General features: G+C 59.7%; 20 protein-coding genes. 9 read left to right on the forward strand and 11 right to left on the reverse strand.

Annotated elements, in window-relative coordinates; genetic code table 11:
* Nucleotides 1-122: 122 nt before the first annotated feature.
* The 7 genes from HAV21_RS10360 to HAV21_RS10390 form a co-directional block, all read right to left on the reverse strand.
* Nucleotides 123-614: a DUF805 domain-containing protein gene (locus HAV21_RS10360; protein ID WP_142936501.1), complete on the reverse strand. Its 492-nt coding sequence runs from the start codon at nt 612-614 to the stop codon at nt 123-125.
* A gap of 210 nt (nt 615-824) precedes the next feature.
* Nucleotides 825-2375, reverse strand: coding sequence for an o-succinylbenzoate--CoA ligase (menE, locus tag HAV21_RS10365; protein WP_166841620.1), 1551 nt, complete (start codon nt 2373-2375; stop codon nt 825-827).
* A 12-nt stretch (nt 2376-2387) separates the two neighbouring features.
* Entirely contained in the window at nt 2388-3713 is a 1326-nt protein-coding gene (locus HAV21_RS10370) for an MFS transporter (RefSeq protein WP_166841621.1), read from the reverse strand.
* 57 nt (nt 3714-3770) lie between these two features.
* Nucleotides 3771-4226 (reverse strand): MaoC family dehydratase, encoded by a 456-nt coding sequence (locus HAV21_RS10375; RefSeq protein ID WP_166841622.1) that lies wholly within the window; start codon nt 4224-4226, stop codon nt 3771-3773.
* A 44-nt stretch (nt 4227-4270) separates the two neighbouring features.
* A complete protein-coding gene (locus HAV21_RS10380; protein WP_166841623.1) occupies nt 4271-5491 on the reverse strand; it encodes an acyl-CoA dehydrogenase family protein in 1221 nt (406 codons plus the stop codon).
* Between the two features lies 1 nt (nt 5492).
* A complete protein-coding gene (locus HAV21_RS10385) occupies nt 5493-6383 on the reverse strand; it encodes an amidohydrolase family protein (protein WP_166841624.1) in 891 nt (296 codons plus the stop codon).
* A gap of 2 nt (nt 6384-6385) precedes the next feature.
* Entirely contained in the window at nt 6386-7336 is a 951-nt protein-coding gene (locus HAV21_RS10390) for an SDR family NAD(P)-dependent oxidoreductase (RefSeq protein ID WP_166841625.1), read from the reverse strand.
* A 139-nt stretch (nt 7337-7475) separates the two neighbouring features.
* Here HAV21_RS10390 and HAV21_RS10395 point away from each other — a divergent pair, with 139 nt between their 5' ends.
* From HAV21_RS10395 to HAV21_RS10415, 5 genes are all read left to right on the forward strand, one after another.
* A complete protein-coding gene (locus tag HAV21_RS10395; RefSeq protein ID WP_166841626.1) occupies nt 7476-7934 on the forward strand; it encodes a MarR family winged helix-turn-helix transcriptional regulator in 459 nt (152 codons plus the stop codon).
* A 116-nt stretch (nt 7935-8050) separates the two neighbouring features.
* A complete protein-coding gene (locus tag HAV21_RS10400; RefSeq protein ID WP_142936509.1) occupies nt 8051-8269 on the forward strand; it encodes a hypothetical protein in 219 nt (72 codons plus the stop codon).
* A 481-nt stretch (nt 8270-8750) separates the two neighbouring features.
* A complete protein-coding gene (locus tag HAV21_RS10405; RefSeq protein ID WP_160147610.1) occupies nt 8751-9497 on the forward strand; it encodes a DNA/RNA non-specific endonuclease in 747 nt (248 codons plus the stop codon).
* Complete coding sequence (locus tag HAV21_RS10410) at nt 9494-10138, forward strand: hypothetical protein (RefSeq protein WP_166841627.1); 645 nt, start codon at nt 9494-9496, stop codon at nt 10136-10138. Before HAV21_RS10405 ends, HAV21_RS10410 begins: the two co-directional genes overlap by 4 nt.
* A gap of 469 nt (nt 10139-10607) precedes the next feature.
* On the forward strand, nt 10608-11252 hold the full coding sequence (locus HAV21_RS10415) for a hypothetical protein (RefSeq protein ID WP_142936512.1): 645 nt from the start codon (nt 10608-10610) through the stop codon (nt 11250-11252).
* 108 nt (nt 11253-11360) lie between these two features.
* Here HAV21_RS10415 and HAV21_RS22245 read toward each other — a convergent pair whose 3' ends face one another.
* The gene (locus tag HAV21_RS22245; RefSeq protein ID WP_238703235.1) at nt 11361-11621 is read right to left on the reverse strand and encodes a hypothetical protein; all 261 of its coding nucleotides are present in this window, start codon (nt 11619-11621) and stop codon (nt 11361-11363) included.
* A gap of 148 nt (nt 11622-11769) precedes the next feature.
* Here HAV21_RS22245 and HAV21_RS10425 point away from each other — a divergent pair, with 148 nt between their 5' ends.
* Nucleotides 11770-12417: a hypothetical protein gene (locus tag HAV21_RS10425; protein WP_142936531.1), complete on the forward strand. Its 648-nt coding sequence runs from the start codon at nt 11770-11772 to the stop codon at nt 12415-12417.
* 41 nt (nt 12418-12458) lie between these two features.
* Here HAV21_RS10425 and HAV21_RS22250 read toward each other — a convergent pair whose 3' ends face one another.
* Entirely contained in the window at nt 12459-12701 is a 243-nt protein-coding gene (locus HAV21_RS22250; RefSeq protein ID WP_223941934.1) for a hypothetical protein, read from the reverse strand.
* Between the two features lie 239 nt (nt 12702-12940).
* Between HAV21_RS22250 and HAV21_RS10435 the strand changes: the two genes are divergently transcribed.
* Together HAV21_RS10435 and HAV21_RS10440 are read left to right on the forward strand one after the other, a co-directional pair.
* The gene (locus HAV21_RS10435) at nt 12941-13582 is read left to right on the forward strand and encodes a hypothetical protein (RefSeq protein WP_142936513.1); all 642 of its coding nucleotides are present in this window, start codon (nt 12941-12943) and stop codon (nt 13580-13582) included.
* Nucleotides 13583-14061: 479 nt separating this feature from the next.
* Complete coding sequence (locus HAV21_RS10440) at nt 14062-14706, forward strand: hypothetical protein (protein WP_142936514.1); 645 nt, start codon at nt 14062-14064, stop codon at nt 14704-14706.
* A gap of 245 nt (nt 14707-14951) precedes the next feature.
* Here HAV21_RS10440 and HAV21_RS10445 read toward each other — a convergent pair whose 3' ends face one another.
* Nucleotides 14952-15824, reverse strand: a complete 873-nt coding sequence (locus HAV21_RS10445; protein WP_142936515.1) for a hypothetical protein — start codon at nt 15822-15824, stop codon at nt 14952-14954.
* Nucleotides 15825-15926: 102 nt separating this feature from the next.
* On the opposite strand from HAV21_RS10445, the gene HAV21_RS10450 reads away from it, so the two are divergent.
* Nucleotides 15927-16658, forward strand: a complete 732-nt coding sequence (locus tag HAV21_RS10450) for a DUF72 domain-containing protein (RefSeq protein WP_142936516.1) — start codon at nt 15927-15929, stop codon at nt 16656-16658.
* Between the two features lie 2 nt (nt 16659-16660).
* Here the strand turns inward: HAV21_RS10450 and HAV21_RS10455 are convergent, their stop codons facing one another.
* Complete coding sequence (locus HAV21_RS10455; protein WP_142936517.1) at nt 16661-17122, reverse strand: GatB/YqeY domain-containing protein; 462 nt, start codon at nt 17120-17122, stop codon at nt 16661-16663.
* Nucleotides 17123-17320: the final 198 nt, after the last annotated feature.

Genomic DNA, 17320 nt, shown 5'->3' on the forward strand with positions numbered 1-17320 from the left:
TGTCACGCGTGCCGCTTTTAGGGCACGTGACGCCCGAAAATTGTCCGAAGAAGGGCATGAAAAAGGGCGGCACGCGAGGTGCCGCCCTTTTCTGTGAAACGAATTACTTGCTATGTGGCTGACTATGCAGTCGGCTGATCAAAACGCTGGCCGGCCGGGTTGGACGGCAGGAGCGCGAAGACCAGGATGGCAAGTCCACCCACGAACGGGATGAGCCCGAGAAGGGCCAGCCAGCCGCTGAAGTTGCCATCGTGGAGACGACGAACCAGCAGGGCGATGGACGGGATAAGGACCGCCAGGTAGAACACGGAGATCAGAATGATGCCCACCACGGCTCCCGGGCCGGGAACCGTGCCGCTGCTGGTGGTGGTGGATCCGGCTGCACCGAGAATGCCGGTGAGGAGCTGCAGGACAAAGCCAACCACGCCCAAGGCAAGGGCGACCCACCAGTATTCGCTGCGGCTCGCGCGGCCACTGAATGCGGTGTATTTCTTGAAGAAACGCTTGACGGCCGCGCCGATCGGAGCGCCGTAATAGGGTGCCCACAGCGGCGGTTCGCCGGCTTGGACGCCGTACTGCTCGGTTTGCTGAGGTTGTTGCGGGTAACTGGTCATTGGTATATCCCCCGGGTTAGGTGAGTCGTGATGAAGCTTCGTGCTCAGTGTGTGAGTCGTGCCTATCGTAATGCCCTTACACCGAATTAGGCAGTTCGATGGAGGAAATTAACCCGGATTTAGCTTGGTAACGCAATATTTCGTCGGTGCGGCTTTCCCTGAGACAGCATATTCTTTGCCACGACAGGCGACATTGAATACGGTCAAGCGTCACTGCGCGTAGTGCTTTCGGAGGTCCATCTTCCGGATCTTCCCGCTGGCGGTTCGTGGCATCTCCTCAACGAATACCACTGACTTGGGGATTTTGTACCGTGCCAACCGGCCCTCCAGATGCGAGCGCAGTTGCTCTTCGGTCAGGGACGCACCGTCGCGCAATGTGATGATCGCCCTGGGCACTTCTCCCCATTTGTTGTCATCCATGCCGATCACGGCCACACTCCCCACGGCCGGTAATTCTGCGATGGCAGCTTCCACTTCGGCCGGGTAGATGTTCTCCCCGCCGGAAATGATCATGTCCTTGATGCGGTCCGAAACGAACAAGAAGCCTTCTGCGTCTTGGTAGCCCATGTCGCCGGAGCGGAACCAAGAGGACTCGGAATAGCTTTCGACGGTTGCTTCGGGCCGGTTCCAGTACTCCTTGATCACGTTGGGTCCGGAGATTTGGATCTCCCCCACGGCGCCAACTGCAGCAAGACCACCCAACGGATCGGCAATCCGCACGTCTGTAAAGAAGTGCGGAAGCCCGGCGGAGCCTGCCTTTTCCTTGGACCTCGATACCGGCAACATGGTGGCCCCCGGCGCGGTTTCCGTCATGCCATAACAGCTGGTGAAACCTATGCCGCGCCGCTCATACGCATCCAGCACCCGCTGCGGAACGGCAGAACCGCCGCAGGTGAGCTTGTCCAGGGAGCTGAGATCCGCCGTCGACCATCCCGGATGGTCACAGAGCATCTGGAAGGTGGTGGGGACGCCGTTGAGTGTGGTGACCTTGTGGTGCTCCACCAGCTCCAGCACCCGGCCGGCGTCGAACTTGGCTTCAAGCACCACGGTGGCACCCTTGAGCAGCATGGGAAGCAAACCCATATCAAGGGATGCCACGTGGAACAGTGGTGAGATCATGAGCGCGACGTCATTGCGGTTCAGGTCCATGTCCACCACCGTGTTGAAGCAGTTCCAGGTGATGTTGCCGTGTGTCAGCAAAGCACCTTTGGGCTTGCCGGTGGTGCCGGAGGTGTAGAGGATCATGGCGCCGTCTTCAAGGGTCACCGCTTCATCCAGCGGCGCCGCGTTTGCAGCGTCAAGCACCTCGCCATAGTGCTCGACGCCGGATGGCAGCTTGAGCGCGTAACCGTCGGTGACGTCGTCGGGCGCCACTACAAGACGGTGGGTTACGTCGGTGTCAGTGCAGGACGCGGAGGCGAGGACCTCCAAGGATTCCGCGCTGATAAGGAGCCGCGCACCGGAGTCCTGCAGTTGATACTGCAGCTCCGGGGCAGCCAAGCGGGTGTTCAACGGGACGAAGATGGCGCCCAGCAGCCCGCAGGCGAAGAACGTCTCCACAAAGGACGGGTGATTCTCACCGAGGTAAGCCACCCTGTCCCCCTTGGTCACGCCCCTGTCCTTAAGGGCGTTGGCCAGGCGATCGGTCCGTTCTGCGAGTTCCGCGTAGCTCACAGTGTGCTCACCGGAAATGATGGCAGTTTTGGTACCGGACTTGATCCGGCGCCGGTGCAGCCAGGATCCAACTCCGTTGTTGTCCATGGTGCGGTACTCCTAACTGACCGTAGAGAGGTCGTTGTTCTTAGATTCCCGCGTCAGCAGGATGAAGACAATCGATACCAGCGACATGACGGACAGGAACACCACCACGGGAACGATGCTCTGGCCGGCGTCCTTGTAGAGGCTCGCCACAATGCCGGGTGTGAAGCCCGCGCCAATCAGTGTTGCCAACTGGTAGCCGACGGCTGCGCCGGTATAGCGGTTAGTGGTGCCGAACTGCTCGGACACGAACGCGGCCAGCGGACCATAGAGGGACGAATGCAGAACCAGCGCCACAGTGAAGGCCAGGAAGACCACACCGATGTTGCCGGAACTCAGCATCCCGAACATGGGGAACAAGTAAAGGATGAACAGGGCCAGGCCGGTGACCATGACCGGACGGCGGCCGAAGCGATCCGAGAGCCTACCGCCCAAAAGGACGAACAGGATGGAGATGGCTGAGGCGCCCGCGAAGGCATAGAGCACACCTTGTTGTGGTGCTCCCTTGGACACTGCATAGGTGACGGAGAACGTGGGCAGCACTACTTGGAGGCCGAAGCCGGCAGCACCGGCAAACATGATCATGATGAGTGCCTTGGGACGCTTCAGCACTTCCAGCAGCGGGATCTTGCGCTTGGTGTCCTGGGCGCTTTCCTTGGCCACGGCCTCGGCAAAGATTGGGCTTTCGGAGACCCTGAGCCGGACGAACATGCCGACTATCAGGAGTACGAAGGACAACAGGAATGGAACTCGCCAGCCCCAGGCCAGGAATGCATCCTGGGGAAGTGCGGAGAAAATGCCCATGACAACGGTGCCGAGGACTGCGCCCGTCGGGGCACCGGCATTGACGAACGATGCCGCGAACCCGCGACGTTTGGGATCCGAATGCTCCAGGGCCATGAGCGCTGCCCCGCCCCATTCACCGCCGACGGCGATTCCCTGGCAAACACGCAAGACCACCAGGATCACGGCGCCCCAAGGACCAATGACGTTGGCTCCCGGGATTAGACCAATCAACGTCGAAGCGATGCCCATCATGGCCATGGACACGATCAGCATGCCCTTGCGGCCAATGCGGTCACCGAAGTGCCCGAAGATGATACCGCCCAGAGGCCGGGCAACATAACCCGCCGCGAACGTGGCATAAGCCGCGACCACGCCCACCCACTCATCTGTACCGGCGAAGAACACTTTGGGAAAGGCAACCGCTGCCGCAGTTGCGTACAGCAGGAAGTCGTAGAACTCGATGGTGCTGCCCAGATAGCTGGACATGATGACCGTGCGCGCCTCTTTGCGCTTAGCGGCCGTGCTCGACTGTGCGAGCGCAGTGTGTCCTGACATGGCTGTTCCTTGGGAGAGGAGGGAAAGGGGGTGGATGTCTACTTGTAGAAGCGGTTCCTACTTGTAGAAACGGGCGAGGAACTCGGCGACGACGGCGGGGCGTTCCTGGCCTTCGATTTCGATGGTGGCGTTGACCTTGATCTGGGCGCCGCCCTTGACTTCGCTGACTTCGGCGATGCTGCCTTGCATTCGGACCTTCGAGCCGACCTTGACCGGCGAGGTGAAACGGACCTTGTCCAGGCCGTAGTTGACCTTGGTGGTCACGCCCTCGACGTCGAAGAGCTCGCCCCAGAACGGGATGATCAGGGACAGGGTGAGGAAACCGTGCGCGATCGGAGCGCCGAACGGGCCGTCCTTGGCGCGTTCCGGGTCGGTATGGATCCACTGCTGATCGTCGGTTGCGTCAGCGAACAGGTTGATCTGCTGCTGGGTGATTTCGCGGTAGTCGGTGGTGCCAAGGTCCTTGCCGGACATGGTGAGCAGGGTGTCGAAATCGACGACGAGATTGGGCATCTTTGCCTCCTGTGTTGTTGGTGTTGTGGTTCTCTCAGTGGGTGTTAGCGCGTGAAGGCGCTGTCGCCGGTGAGGGCGCGGCCGACAATGAGGGCGTTGATTTCGTGCGTGCCTTCGTACGAATAGACGGCTTCCGCGTCTGCATGAAATCGTGCGACGTCGGCCGCGAGGGTGATGCCGTTACCGCCAACCACTTCGCGGGCCAAGGCGACGGTTTCGCGCATCATCAGGGACGTCTGCATTTTGGCCAGGGCCGAGTCTTGGTCCCGATAGATCCCCCAGCTCTGCTGCTCGGTCAACCGCACCACCAACGACAAGCTGGCAGTGATGTTGCCGAGCATGCGTGCCAGTTTTTCCTGGACCAGCTGGAACGACCCCAGGGAACGGCCGAACTGTTGGCGTTCCTTCACATACGCCAGGGCAGCTTCGAACGCGCCTGCTTGGATCCCGGTGGCGATCCACGCAACGTCCGATCGCATCGCCCGCAGCATGGCGGCCACGTCCTTGAACGAGTTCACGTTGTGCAGACGCATTGCCTCGGATACGCGAACATTGTCCAGGGTGATGTGGGCGTTCTGCATCATCCGCAGCGAGGTCTTACCGTGGATCTTCTCCAAGCTGACCCCTGCGGCGGTCCTGTCCACGAGGAATGCCTTGACCTGTCCGTCCGCGACGTCGCGGGCGAACACGCACAACACATCCGCCGTTGAGGCGCCCCCAATCCACCGCTTGGCGCCGTCCAGAACCCAGCTGCCGCCGTCGGCCTCTGTCCCTGGGTCTGGTTCGAAGCGTGCGGTGGTGGAAAGCCCGCCGGCGATGTCCGAGCCGTGCTCCGGTTCTGTCAGCGAGAAGACGCCTTTGAGGGAGAAGTCGATGACCTTGGGCATCCACTCCTTCTGCTGTGCCTCGGAGGCTCCCACCTGGATGGCGGTCCGGAACAAACCGGCTTGTGCCGTGTACCACGTTGCCAACGAGGCATCAGTGCGGGCCAGTTCGAAGATCCGGAAGCCTTGGTAAATCCCCCGCGCAGGGGCCTCAACAGTGACGTCGGCCGGTTCCATCAGGTCCAGGTCAATCAACGGCCGGGCCAGTTGCTCGGGGAACTCCCCCTTCTCCCAGTACTCGGCCAACAAGGGCTTGGCTTCGGCGTCCAAGAAGGTCCGCAGGCGTCCAAGGACCTGACGTTCCTCCGTGCTGAGGAGTGCTTCAGCGTCGTACCAATCTGCCACCGTGTACAGCCTCTGATCCACAACACTCACGCTCATCTCAACCACCCAACCCGAGCAGCCTGACTGCGTTGTCCTTGAGAATCTTCGGTCGGACTTCGTCCTTCAACGGCAGGTCCGCGAACGCCCTCAACCACTTTTGCGGGGTGATCAGCGGGAAGTCCGTGCCGAACAGCACCTTGTCCTGCAGCACCGAGTTGGACAGCCGAACCAGGGATTCCGGGAAGTACTTGGGCGACCACCCGGAGAGATCGATGAACACGTTGGACTTGTGCGTTGCGATCGAGTTCGCCTCATCCTGCCACGGCACGGAAGGGTGCGCCATGATGATCTGCAGCCCCGGGAAATCAGCCGCCACGGCATCCAGCAACAGCGGATTCGAGTACGCCAACTTGATCCCGTACCCGCCCGGAAGACCCGCGCCCATACCGTTCTGGCCTGTATGGAAAATGCATGGCAGCCCCAACTCCTGGAGCGTCTCCCACAACGGGTAGAACGCCTCGTTGGACGGGTCGAAGCCCTGCAGCGAAGGGTGGAACTTGAAACCCCGGGCACCCAGCTCCACAGCCTGGTGTTTTGCCCCCGCGATCGCGTCCTCCCCCGTCCGCGGGTCAACGCTGCCGAAAGGAATCAGCACATCATTGTTCCGCGCAGCTCCGGCAATCAGCTCGGGGATGCTGTTGGGCTCATGCTTGAGCTGGGTCCGGGCGTCGACGGTGAAGACGACGGCGGCCATGTTCAGTTCGCGATACACCTCGGCGATCCTGTCCAGTGACGGGGTCCTGTCCTCGGACTTGAAGTACTTCGCCGACGCTTCCGTCAACGCTTCCGGAAGCGAGCCGTGCCCGCAGCTGTCCACTTCGAGGTGGACATGCATATCGATGGCATCCAGGGCAGCGGCGTCGATGCCGAGCTCGTAACGGTCGGCCATGATCAGCGCGCCTGCGAAGGTACAGCCACCGGCTCGGGCCGGAGTTCCTCAGGCAGCGGCAGGAATTCCTCGCCGAAGCTCTGCAGCGCCTGCGGACCAAACAGCGAGTCGGCATTTTCCTGCAGGGCCTCGTAGCTCCAGCCGCCATCGCGGTACTCGGTGGTGGCCGCCGTCGGGTGCGTCCAGACTTGCAGCCGGTCGCCACCGGCACCGATTGCCTGGCCGGTAATGCCGGCAGCCGCATCAGAGGCGAGGAAGGCAATCAGCCCGGCGACGTCGTCGGCCGTTCCAAAACCGAGATCATGGCGGAAGAAGGACGGCATGGCCTCGCCACGTTCCTCCGCCTCCACGGCCTTCTGGAAATACGGGACCGTCTTGGTCATGGCCGTTGCCGCCACGGGGATCACGGAGTTCACCGTCACGCCGGCCTTTTTCATTTCCAGCGCCCACGTCCGGACCATGCCCACGATCCCGGCCTTGGCAGCGGCGTAATTAGTCTGTCCGAAGTTGCCACGCTGCCCGGTGGGCGAGCCGATGGTGATGATCCGGCCGGCGATGCCGTTCTCCTTGAAGTACGCGAAGGCCTCGCGAACGCAAGTGAACGTCCCTTTCAGGTGCACGTTGATGACCAGGTCAAAGTCCTCGTCGGTCATCTTGAGAATGCTCTTGTCCCGCAGGATACCGGCGTTCGTGACCAGGATGTCCAGCCGACCGAAGGCTTCTACAGCACCTGCAACCAGGGCCTTCGCGGCGTCAGTGGTGCCCACCGGAACCACCACAGCGGTGGCGCGTCCGCCGTCGGCCTCGATCTGGGCGACAGCGTCCGCAGCGGTCTGGGCGTTCACGTCGTTAATAACGACGGCGGCACCCTGGCGGGCGAGCTCCCTCGCGTAAGCGAGTCCAAGACCCTGTCCACTCCCGGTGACGATTGCAACCTTGCCGTTCAAGCTCATGGCGTGCTCCTTCGCATGCAGTAACCGGCCTGAGCCGGTGAGGCCGATCCCACTGCATCGTGAGATCCTTGTCATGATCAATGAGAATACGGATCATTGAAAAAGTCAACGATTGTTTTTCATTACTATTGGAGTTGTCATGGGCCCGCAAAGCACCGAAGTGGAAACCCCGCGCCTCGCCGCAGCAAAAATCGGCAGTGACGTGGGCTTGTTGCTGGCCAAACTGCACGCCACAGGATCACTGCTCAACAACAAAGCCCTGGCCGACTACGGACTCCGGGAACGGTCATTCTCCGTGCTCACGCTCGCGTGCAGCGGGTTGGAACCCACACAACGCGAGCTCGCCGATTTCCTTAGCCTGGATCCGAGCCAAGTTGTCAGCCTGGTGGACGATCTGGAGCACCGCGGGCTGGTCAAACGAGCCCAAGGCAAGCAGGACCGGCGTGCCAAGATCATCGTCTCCACCGCCGAAGGACGCCGGATCCACACCAAGGCGAGGGCAGGACTGGAAGAGTGCGAGCGGACGCAACTCGCGGCACTCAGCGAGGAAGAGAACACGCAGCTGAGGGCGCTGTTGAAGAAGGCACTGTGGGGCTAGGCTCGGGGCCGCGCACCTGAACCGCGGCGGCTCGATGGACATCTGCACAGCAGCCCCCGGCTACCGTATGCATCTGTCCATATCAGCATCCGGCCGCTTCTGTCAGGATCGAAATTATGAGCTTCCCTCTTTTCCACGATCCCTTGCAGGGCGCCGTCGCCGTTGACGCACCTGTCCGCGATCCTCAGGTCCACCGCCAAAGCCGCACTAACAACAGGCCGGCTCGCCAAGCCACACATGGATCCAAGCCTGTCCGCACCTCCCGGCAGCGAGAGGTAGCTAAGGTTGCCGAAGACCTTCAGGCTCTGATGGCGCGGACCCCAGGCAGACACTAGCTAACCCTCAGTGCCCGTAAGTCGCTGCGCAGGTTGGATAGTATCCAGACGAGTAGTCGCCTTTTGAGGGGCTGAACCGTGAGCTTACACATCTGGTACCTGGTGGATCTTTCTGCATCTTCAGCGGAAGCGGACAGTGCCGTCCGTCGGCTTCAGGAATGGCTGGTAACCACCGGATGGGTGGGTGCCGAACGGGAGTCCGATTGGGTGGAGGGTCTTTGCCTGACACCCGGACCGCGGGCCCTTGAGCGAGGGCTCGCAAAGGGAACCAGCAATTTGACCCTGATTCATGACCGGGATGGTTACTCCATGGGAGAGAATTTCGGCCCTCCCCCCTGCCCTGCCTGTGGGGAGACGCTGGATGAAGACATCCTGTTTGACGCTTATAGCGACTGGGCCGCCACCGACTGGACACTTGAGACGCAACCCAGCGTCTCCTGCGACGCATGCGGGGAAGAGAAACCGGTGGTGGACTTCGCTGATGAGCATTCCCGAGTGGCGCACGGCAACCTCGCCAGCCAAGACCGGGCTGGAACCCAACACCTTGTACATCGTGGACAACCGCACCAAAATGCCAGATTCCAGCGGCGGCCTCACGGACGACAGTCTTGAACGGTTCTATACGGATGCCACAGGCCGGGTCGAACGCGTAGACACGTACGCTGGCGTCAAGGGTGCCTGGTCCGTTGAATTGAACAAGCGGATGCCCAATGTCACCTACAACGTCGTCGCGAAAACCGACGGTGGCTTGGAAAACCACTTCACGATCATCACCGATGACTTCGCCAAGCCCAAGAGCGTCGAAGCACACATCACCGGGTTGCTCAAAGGCGACATCAACCGCAGCGCATGGCAGCAGATACTGGCCGGTATCCGTGTAGGCGGTCGCGGCTACGAGGGCGGCCACATCATCGCGTCCCTCTTCGCAGGACCAGGAGAAGGCGCCAACCTCATGGCCCAACTCATGTTCCAGAACCGCGGACACGGAACCCCCAACGTACCCGCCAACACCCTGGCGTTCTACCAACTCGAACGAGAGCTGATGACCAAGGCCCTCCACCGCGTCGACACCGGACAACCCCTAGACTTGCGTGTAAAGGTAGAAGCCGTCCCAGGACCAAAACCCGGGCTGCCCGACAGGGTGGACGTTACATTCCGGTTCGACGCGGAGACATCAACGACTCGCCGTTTTCCGAATTTGCCCATGGAGCAGAAGGAGTCACTTTGAGCAGCAGCGAAATCATTTCCAGACCCTCCGTGCTAGTAGGCCTCACCCGGTTGAGGAGCGAGACCTTCAGCGAAGGCGCCCTGGGATTCGGTGCCCAAGAAGTTATAAGTACCTCGGTCATTCATCAGGCCTGGTCCCAACAAACTGAGACAATCTTGCGAGACGGTGTTTGGGGACCGCGTAGCTTCTCCTTGGAGTTTTCCCGCGAGTCCATGATTGATTGGTTAGAGGAAGTCCGCCGCGAGTCGTACGTCCTAGGCTTTGGAACGTGGACCAGCTGCAAGGTCTATCTCTATCCAGATTCGGACGGCAGACTTGAGGTCTTCGACGTGGAACTCCTCAGACCCGCCCATGAAACAACCATCCCCGATCGTCCGGCGGACGCACTGACATTGTTCCAGGATCTGAAAGCGTTCCCACGCACGCTAGACAACATCCCGCAGTGGATGTGGACGGTGTTCCGCGCCGAAGGCATCACACCCCCTGTCTACAACCCTCAACTGCAAATGGTCGAGTGGGCCAACAAACGCCTTCCTGTCACCGAAAATGGCACCGACTTCTCCGTCCAACCTGAAATCATAGACCCATCCAAAGAACCAGGTGTCTTCGCGAAAATCAGCCGGAAGCTCTTCGGCAGCTAGGCTTCAATACGGACACGAACGCGCCCTGTCCGCACCAGTACGGTCACCCAGGGCAGCCGCGATCCAAGTTTTGTGAAGAAGCGGAGCTGCGTAAGCCGCCGTCGAGGCCCCACAATCTGTTGGGCCGCTCAAATGCGACATTAACCGCAGCGCCTAGCGGCAAATACTTGCCGGCCGCCGCTTCGGCGGACACGAAGGCGCTAGCCTCCTGGCCCAACTCATGTTCCAAAACAGAGGCCACGGTACCCCCAACACCTTGGCCTTCTATCAACTCGAAAGAGACCTCATGACCAAGGCCCTCCACCGCGTTGACACCGGACAATCCCTAGACTTGCGTCTGAAGGTAGAAGCCGTCCCAGGACCAAAGCCCGGCCTGCCTAGCAGCGTGGTAGTCAGAAATCGGTTCGACTCAACAGAGGAAATCGAAATCAACAGATTTGATAATTTGCCTGATACGGAAGAGTAGAAATTGCCACAAGCATTCAGACTTAATTCTCCGCAAGTAGCGACAGGACTTGAACGATTACACAAGGAGGCCTTCTCGCCGAGCGGAGCTGGCTTTGTTGCTGATGACATCAAGATATCGGCAGTACTGCACGCAGGTTGGTCCCGGATGACAGAGGCCACCTGGCTTCGGGGAGTGCCTCAGAGTCAGGACTTTTCGGTAACTTTTTCCGAAGAGGCTACCACCAATTGGATGTACGAGCTGAGACGTTCGTCCTATGTCGTCGGCCAGGGTACTTGGACGATCTGCGTCATACGAGTTTCACAATCGGGTGATAATTACATCGAAGTTTTCGATGAGGAAATTATACGGCCCGAGAAGCCCACTAAAATCCCGGACCGGCCGGCGGACGTAAAGACATGGGCCCGCGACCTTAAAGCTTTTCCGAGGACAATAGACAATATTCCGTCCTGGATGTCGGAGATATTTCGAGCTGAAGGAATTATCCCTCCCATCTACAATCCAGAGTTCCAGTCTGTGGACTGGAAGAACCGTCGCAGGCAAGTTACCGACCGAGGAACTGATTTCAGCATAGAACCGGTCGTCATTGACCCCACACTGGAACCAGGCGTCTTCGCGAAGATCGGCAAAAAACTCTTCGGCGGATAGCCAGCACCAACGCCGGACGGAGCGCCCGTCAGCACTAACACAGTCACAAAGAGCAGCCGCAATCCAAACTCCCCGAAGAAGCGGAGCCGCGTACGCCGTCGTCGAGGTTCATCTGCTCGAGGCGACATCAACCGCAGCGCATGGCAGCAGATACTGGCCGGTATCCGTGTAGGCGGTCGCGGCTACGAGGGCGGCCACCTCATCGCGTCCCTCTTCGCAGGACCAGGAGAAGGCGCCAACCTCATGGCCCAACTCATGTTCCAGAACCGCGGACACGGAACCCCCAACGTACCCGCCAACACCCTGGCGTTCTACCAACTCGAACGAGAGCTGATGACCAAGGCCCTCCACCGCGTCGACACCGGACAACCCCTAGACTTGCGTGTAAAGGTAGAAGCCGTCCCAGGACCAAAACCCGGTCTGCCCAGTGGACTCAAAGTGTCCCATTCGTTTGACAAGGACTTGATTCAAGATGATTTCTTCCCAAATCTTGAGTCCCCGAAATAGTGAGGCCCTGATGCAAGATTCCGTGGTGGATAGCCCTCTAATTCGACAGGGACTAGCTCGCCTCCAGGAGCATACTTTCTCCAAGGCCGGACTAGGCTTCGGCGCACAGGAAGTCATAAGCACCTCGCTGATGTTTCAAGATACATCGAGGCGCTACGTCGATGTTTGCCGCGACGGTCAGTGGGGTGGTCGGGACTGGCAAACCGATTTCCCACCCGAGCTCCTTGACTACTGGCTGATGGAAGTCAGACGTGAACTCTATGTTCCAGGCCTCGGCACATGGAAAACCTTCAGAGTATTCCTTTTCCCGTCCAACGAAGGGCGCATAGAGGCATTCGACTACGAGATTCTGACTCGCGGCATGTTCGGTGATCCGAAAGATTCCACCGGCCCAGCATCAGGGCAGGCCGTCAAGATGGATCTCCTGACATTTCCCCGCACATTAGACAATATTCAGGAATGGATGTGGACTGCTCTGCGTACAGATGCTCAGACGCCCCCGGTGTACAACCCCCAACTAAATACTGTCGATTGGGACAACAAACGCCTCCCCGTCACCGACAGTGGCACGGATTTCTCTGTCGAACCGGAGATTATTGACCCATCCAGGGAACCAGGCGTCTTCGCGAAGATCGGCAAAAAACTCTTCGGCGGATAGCCAGCACCAACGCCGGACGGAGCGCCCGTCAGCACTAACAGTCACAAAGAGCAGCCACAATCCAAGCTTTGCGGTGAAGCCGAGCTGCGTACGCCGTCGTCGAGGCTCACATCACCGGACTGCTCAAAGGCGACATCAACCGCAGCGCATGGCAGCAGATACTGGCCGGTATCCGTGTCGGCGGTCGCGGCTACGAGGGTGGCCACCTCATCGCATCCCTCTTCGCAGGACCAGGAGAAGGCGCCAACCTCCTGGCCCAACTCATGTTCCAAAACCGCGGCCACGGAACCCCCAACTTACCCGCCAACACCCTGGCCTTCTACCAACTCGAACGAGAGCTAATGACCAACGCCCTCCACCGCGTCGACACCGGACAACCCCTAAACTTACAGCTAAAAGTAGAAGCCGTCCCCGGACCAAAACCCGGACTGCCTGAATCGTCAAAGGTCACTCACTGGTTCGGCTCCGGAGAAAAAAGGTCAGAACATTTTCCCGACCTTCCACTTTCCGAGGAGGCATTCGAATGATGATTGGAACACGAATTTCTGGGGTAGAAGTGGTCACTGGTCTTCAAAGACTGCGCGCAGAGGCTTTTGCCGAAGGCGGCCTAGGATTCGGTGCTGAAGAAATCATCAGCACGACCGTGATGCATCGGGCCTGGAGCCGGCGCAGCGAGGACATCCGTCGTGACGGCGTATGGGGCTTCGCCCATAGTTTTCAAGACTTCTCCATCGAGTCCATGGAACATTGGCTCGAAGACATCCGTCGCGAGTCGTACGTCCAAGGTAAAGGCACATGGACCAGCTGCAAGGTCTACCTCTATCCTGACTCGGACGGCAGACTCGAAACCTTCGATTTTGAACTCTTTAGGCCGGACAACGACGATGGAATTCCTGATCGTCCGGCGGACGCACTGACATTGTTCCAGGACCTCAAAGCGTTCCCGAGAACGCTGGACAACATACCGCAGTGGATGTGGACGGTGTTCCGCGCCGAAGGCATCACACCACCCGTCTACAACCCACAACTCAAAATGGTCGAGTGGGCCAACAAACGCCTCCCCGTCACCGAAACCGGCACCGACTTCTCCGCCCAACCCCAAATCATCGACCCATCCAAAGAACCAGGCGTCTTCGCGAAAATCGGCAAGAAACTCTTCGGCTAGACAACACCAACACCTCAAGCAGCCACAATCCAAACTCCCCAAAGAAGCGGAGCTGCGTACACCGTCGTCGAGGTTCATCTGCTCAAGGCGACATCAACCGCACCCCATGGCAGCAGATACTGGCCGGTATCCGTGTCGGCGGTCGCGGCCCCGGGTGGCCACCTCATCGCGTCCCTCTTCGCAGGACCATGCGAAGGCGCCAACCTCCTGGCCCAACTCATGTTCCAAAACAGAGGCCACGGAACCCCCAACGTACCTCCGAACACCCTGGCGTTCTACCAACTCGAAAGAGACCTCATGACCAAGGCCCTCCACCGCGTCGACACCGGACAAACCCTAGACTTGCGTGTAAAGGTAGAAGCCGTCCCCGGACCAAAACCCGGGCTGCCCGACAGCATTGAAGTCACGCACAAGTACGATTCAGAGACACCCATGTTTCACGAGTTTCCGAATTTGCCCTTGGACCTAGAGGAGACATTTTGAGTAGCGGCCAACTTGCGTGGAGCCCGTCCGTAACGTCTGGCCTCCGTCGCCTGCAAGTTGAAACATTCAAAGAAGGCGGCCTTGGCTCCTGCGCCCAGGAAGTCGTAAGCACCTCCGTGATCCATCAGGCATGGTCTCGACGGACAGAGGAAATCTTGCGGGATGGTGTTTGGGGGGCGCGCAGTTTTTCCTTGGATTTCTCACGAGAGGCAATGAGTCAGTGGCTCAAGCAAATCCGCCGCGAGTCGTATGTGCTGGGGGCCGGAACGTGGACCAGCTGCAAGGTCTATCTCTATCCAGATTCGGACGGCAGACTTGAGGTCTTCGACGTGGAACTCCTCAGACTCGCCCATGAAACAACCATCCCCGATCGTCCGGCGGACGCACTGACATTGTTCCAGGATCTGAAAGCGTTCCCGAGAACGCTGGACAACATACCGCAGTGGATGTGGACGGTGTTCCGCGCCGAAGGCATCACACCACCCGTCTACAACCCCCAACTGCAAATGGTCGAGTGGGCCAACAAACGCCTTCCTGTCACCGAAAATGGCACCGACTTCTCCGTCCAACCTGAAATCATAGACCCATCCAAGGAACCGGGTATCTTCGCGAAGATCGGCAAGAAACTCTTCGGCAGCTAACCCCAACCCGGCGAACGGCACAGGCCTCGCCAAGCAAAACCAGCCGTGATCCAGACCTGCGAAAAGGGACGACCGATCATGTGGAGCCGCTACCCACCCAACGATGGCGCCGTCGTCGAAATGTCAATTCGTAAATTACGCGGTGAGGCTGCATAGGGGTCTCGGAGTCCGTCATCGTGGGTCGCTGCCAGCCGGGTCACCCAAAAACAGTGTTTCGCAGGGTCCTTAGCCTAGCGACTGGCGGATTATTTGACGGAGACCATCCGCTGATGTGCCCATCCAGGGAGTGTGCCAAGCTTTCGGATCCGACGCGTTTCACTGAGGCACGCGGCCTTCGTCGGCTCGGTGAGCCATTCCGGTTCTTTGTCGTAATTGAACTCGGTTTGGTAACTCCCGGGATCCGCTGGATTGAGTGTAATGGTGGCCGCGAACCACGTATTGCCTCCGGGGCCGCGCATGATGTTCCTGGCCTCAGACATCTGGTCAGCCAAGTGTGCTGGGACTTCCGTGGTGAACCGCGCCCCTGCCGTTTCGACGTTGAAGACGCATTCGCGATGAGAGCCGATTTCCCTGAATTCCAGCCACGCCGAAGACCACGTCGGCGGCAGGGTGGGGAACAGTTCAACTAGAACCGCGGTGATGTTCTGCATGGCGTCGATGGAGCTATGCAGCCCACCCGGCGCCCCGGCGGAGGATGGTCCGGACCGCGCAACGGCTGCGGGCGTCAGAGGAGCGCGCTGGCGGAAACACCAGGCGGCCGCGACGGCCAGTAAGGGTCCAAGTATGTGCGCAAGGAAGGAGTACATAGGGTCGACGGTGCCTCTTCCTTGGGAGGAAATTGCGCTGACGATGAGCAATAAAACGATTCCAAGGCCGATATACCCCTTGGTGCGCCTCGCCCATCTCCTCAAGAAGACGTGAATAAGAAAAGCAAGGAGAAGTGGCGATCCGATAACCCCCAGAAGGATCCCTCCCTGAATGATCGAGCCAATGACCATTGAGGCGAAGGCAGCGAGGGCAAGGACCGGCCCCAGCCATTCCGGTGGAACAGGGCCCGTCACCTTGCGGTCGGGCTGATCATCTGCCTCTTGCGCAGCAGAATTGGCCTGATTCTCCATGGTTCCCCCATCAACTGGATTTGGCCCTTCGAGTCTAGGCCAGCAGCGTGAGCCGCCCAAGCCACCACCCTTTCGGCCCAGAATCCCGCTACCATCCACACCATGGGCATCCACATTGGCACTTCAGGCTGGAGCTACGACCATTGGGAGAACGTGCTGTATCCCCCGAGTCTTCCCGTGGCCAAGCGTCTGGCCCACTACACTGCGCGATTTAGCACGGTTGAGCTAAACGCAAGTTTTTACCGGTGGCCGCGCGATACGTCCTTCGCGAGTTGGAGGGAGCGTCTCCCTGCCGGCTTTGCCATGTCGGTGAAAGCGCCACGCGGTCTGACGCACGGCAAAAAGCTTTACAGTCCTGAAGTTTGGGTGGAACGGATCATCCGCTGCTGGCACGAACTCGGCGACAAAAGGGCTGTACTCCTGGTCCAGCTTCCACCTGATTTTCAACGCGACGACGCCCGGCTCGACTACTTCCTGGCCACGCTTCCGCAGTGGGTTCGCATCGCCGTCGAGTTTCGTCATGACAGTTGGGACCACCCGGACGTCTACGCCCTGCTGGAGCGTCGAGGCGCCGCCTACTGCATCATGAGCGGCGCCCATCTGCCCTGCATCCTCCGGGCCACCGCACCATTCGTGTACGTTCGACTGCACGGCCCGGACCATGAGCACCTCTATGGCGGCTCATACTCCGATGATGATCTGCGATGGTGGGCGGACCGGATTCGCGAGTGGGCCGGCTACGGCAAGGACGTGTACGTCTACTTCAACAACGACGGCGGTGGTAACGCCGTGCGCAACGCTGACACTCTGCGGTGGCTGCTTGGGGTCAGTTGACTCTACGCCAGGCGTCCCCGCACGATCTCGCTGACAGTCTTGCCATTAAACCGTCCAGCAACCTTGGCGGTGACGGGCTTCATCACGGCTCCTATGGAACGCATGGACAGCTCTTGGCCATCAGCTTTCAGTGCCTCCACGGCATCGTCAACGATTGCTTCCACTTCTTCCCGCGTAAGAGCTTTTGGCAGGTAGGCCTCGATGATTTCGGCCTCCGCCACCTCGGCTGCGGCCCGATCTGCCTCGCCCGCCTCGGTGTAGATCCGAGCCGTATCCCGCCGCTTTGCGGCTTCCTTCTGAAGCAGCGAGGTGACCTGCGCGTCGTCGAGCTCCACCGGCGTCTTGCCAGACTTCTCACGGGTGGTGATCTCACCCAGCACGTTGCGCACAGTGGTCAACGCAAGCTTGTTGCCCGCCTTCATATGGTCGACGACGTCCGCCTTGAGGCGTTCTTTGAGTGTCATGATGCTCCTTGTTTGGGTTCCTCCTGTTATCTTCCCAGAATGAGTGCATGGGGGATGTTTCGCGGAGCCAAGCCGCGCGTGGTTCGGATGTTCCTGTGGCGCGTGCTCGCCGCACTAGTGCTCGTTGCCGCCGTGGTCGGTTCCTTCATTCTGGTGTCAACCCAGATCCAGGTCGCCGCCAGCAGTGTCCAAGTTCAG

Origin of the sequence: Paenarthrobacter sp. MSM-2-10-13 (assembly GCF_011605365.1) — a bacterium.
GTDB lineage: Bacteria > Actinomycetota > Actinomycetes > Actinomycetales > Micrococcaceae > Arthrobacter.

Excerpts from the sequence above, each read along its gene's own strand:
- HAV21_RS10395 (WP_166841626.1), top strand. The coding sequence starts at position 7,476 with ATGGGCCCGCAAAGCACCGAAGTGGAAACCCCGCGCCTCGCCGCAGCA.
- HAV21_RS10370 (WP_166841621.1), bottom strand. The coding sequence starts at position 3,713 with ATGTCAGGACACACTGCGCTCGCACAGTCGAGCACGGCCGCTAAGCGC.
- menE (WP_166841620.1), bottom strand. The coding sequence starts at position 2,375 with ATGGACAACAACGGAGTTGGATCCTGGCTGCACCGGCGCCGGATCAAG.
- HAV21_RS10390 (WP_166841625.1), bottom strand. The coding sequence starts at position 7,336 with ATGAGCTTGAACGGCAAGGTTGCAATCGTCACCGGGAGTGGACAGGGT.
- HAV21_RS10400 (WP_142936509.1), top strand. The coding sequence starts at position 8,051 with ATGAGCTTCCCTCTTTTCCACGATCCCTTGCAGGGCGCCGTCGCCGTT.
- HAV21_RS10385 (WP_166841624.1), bottom strand. The coding sequence starts at position 6,383 with ATGGCCGACCGTTACGAGCTCGGCATCGACGCCGCTGCCCTGGATGCC.
- HAV21_RS10435 (WP_142936513.1), top strand. The coding sequence starts at position 12,941 with ATGATGATTGGAACACGAATTTCTGGGGTAGAAGTGGTCACTGGTCTT.
- HAV21_RS10380 (WP_166841623.1), bottom strand. The coding sequence starts at position 5,491 with ATGAGCGTGAGTGTTGTGGATCAGAGGCTGTACACGGTGGCAGATTGG.
- HAV21_RS10360 (WP_142936501.1), bottom strand. The coding sequence starts at position 614 with ATGACCAGTTACCCGCAACAACCTCAGCAAACCGAGCAGTACGGCGTC.
- HAV21_RS10455 (WP_142936517.1), bottom strand. The coding sequence starts at position 17,122 with ATGACACTCAAAGAACGCCTCAAGGCGGACGTCGTCGACCATATGAAG.
- HAV21_RS10405 (WP_160147610.1), top strand. The coding sequence starts at position 8,751 with ATGAGCATTCCCGAGTGGCGCACGGCAACCTCGCCAGCCAAGACCGGG.
- HAV21_RS10375 (WP_166841622.1), bottom strand. The coding sequence starts at position 4,226 with ATGCCCAATCTCGTCGTCGATTTCGACACCCTGCTCACCATGTCCGGC.
- HAV21_RS10445 (WP_142936515.1), bottom strand. The coding sequence starts at position 15,824 with ATGGAGAATCAGGCCAATTCTGCTGCGCAAGAGGCAGATGATCAGCCC.
- HAV21_RS10450 (WP_142936516.1), top strand. The coding sequence starts at position 15,927 with ATGGGCATCCACATTGGCACTTCAGGCTGGAGCTACGACCATTGGGAG.
- HAV21_RS10425 (WP_142936531.1), top strand. The coding sequence starts at position 11,770 with ATGCAAGATTCCGTGGTGGATAGCCCTCTAATTCGACAGGGACTAGCT.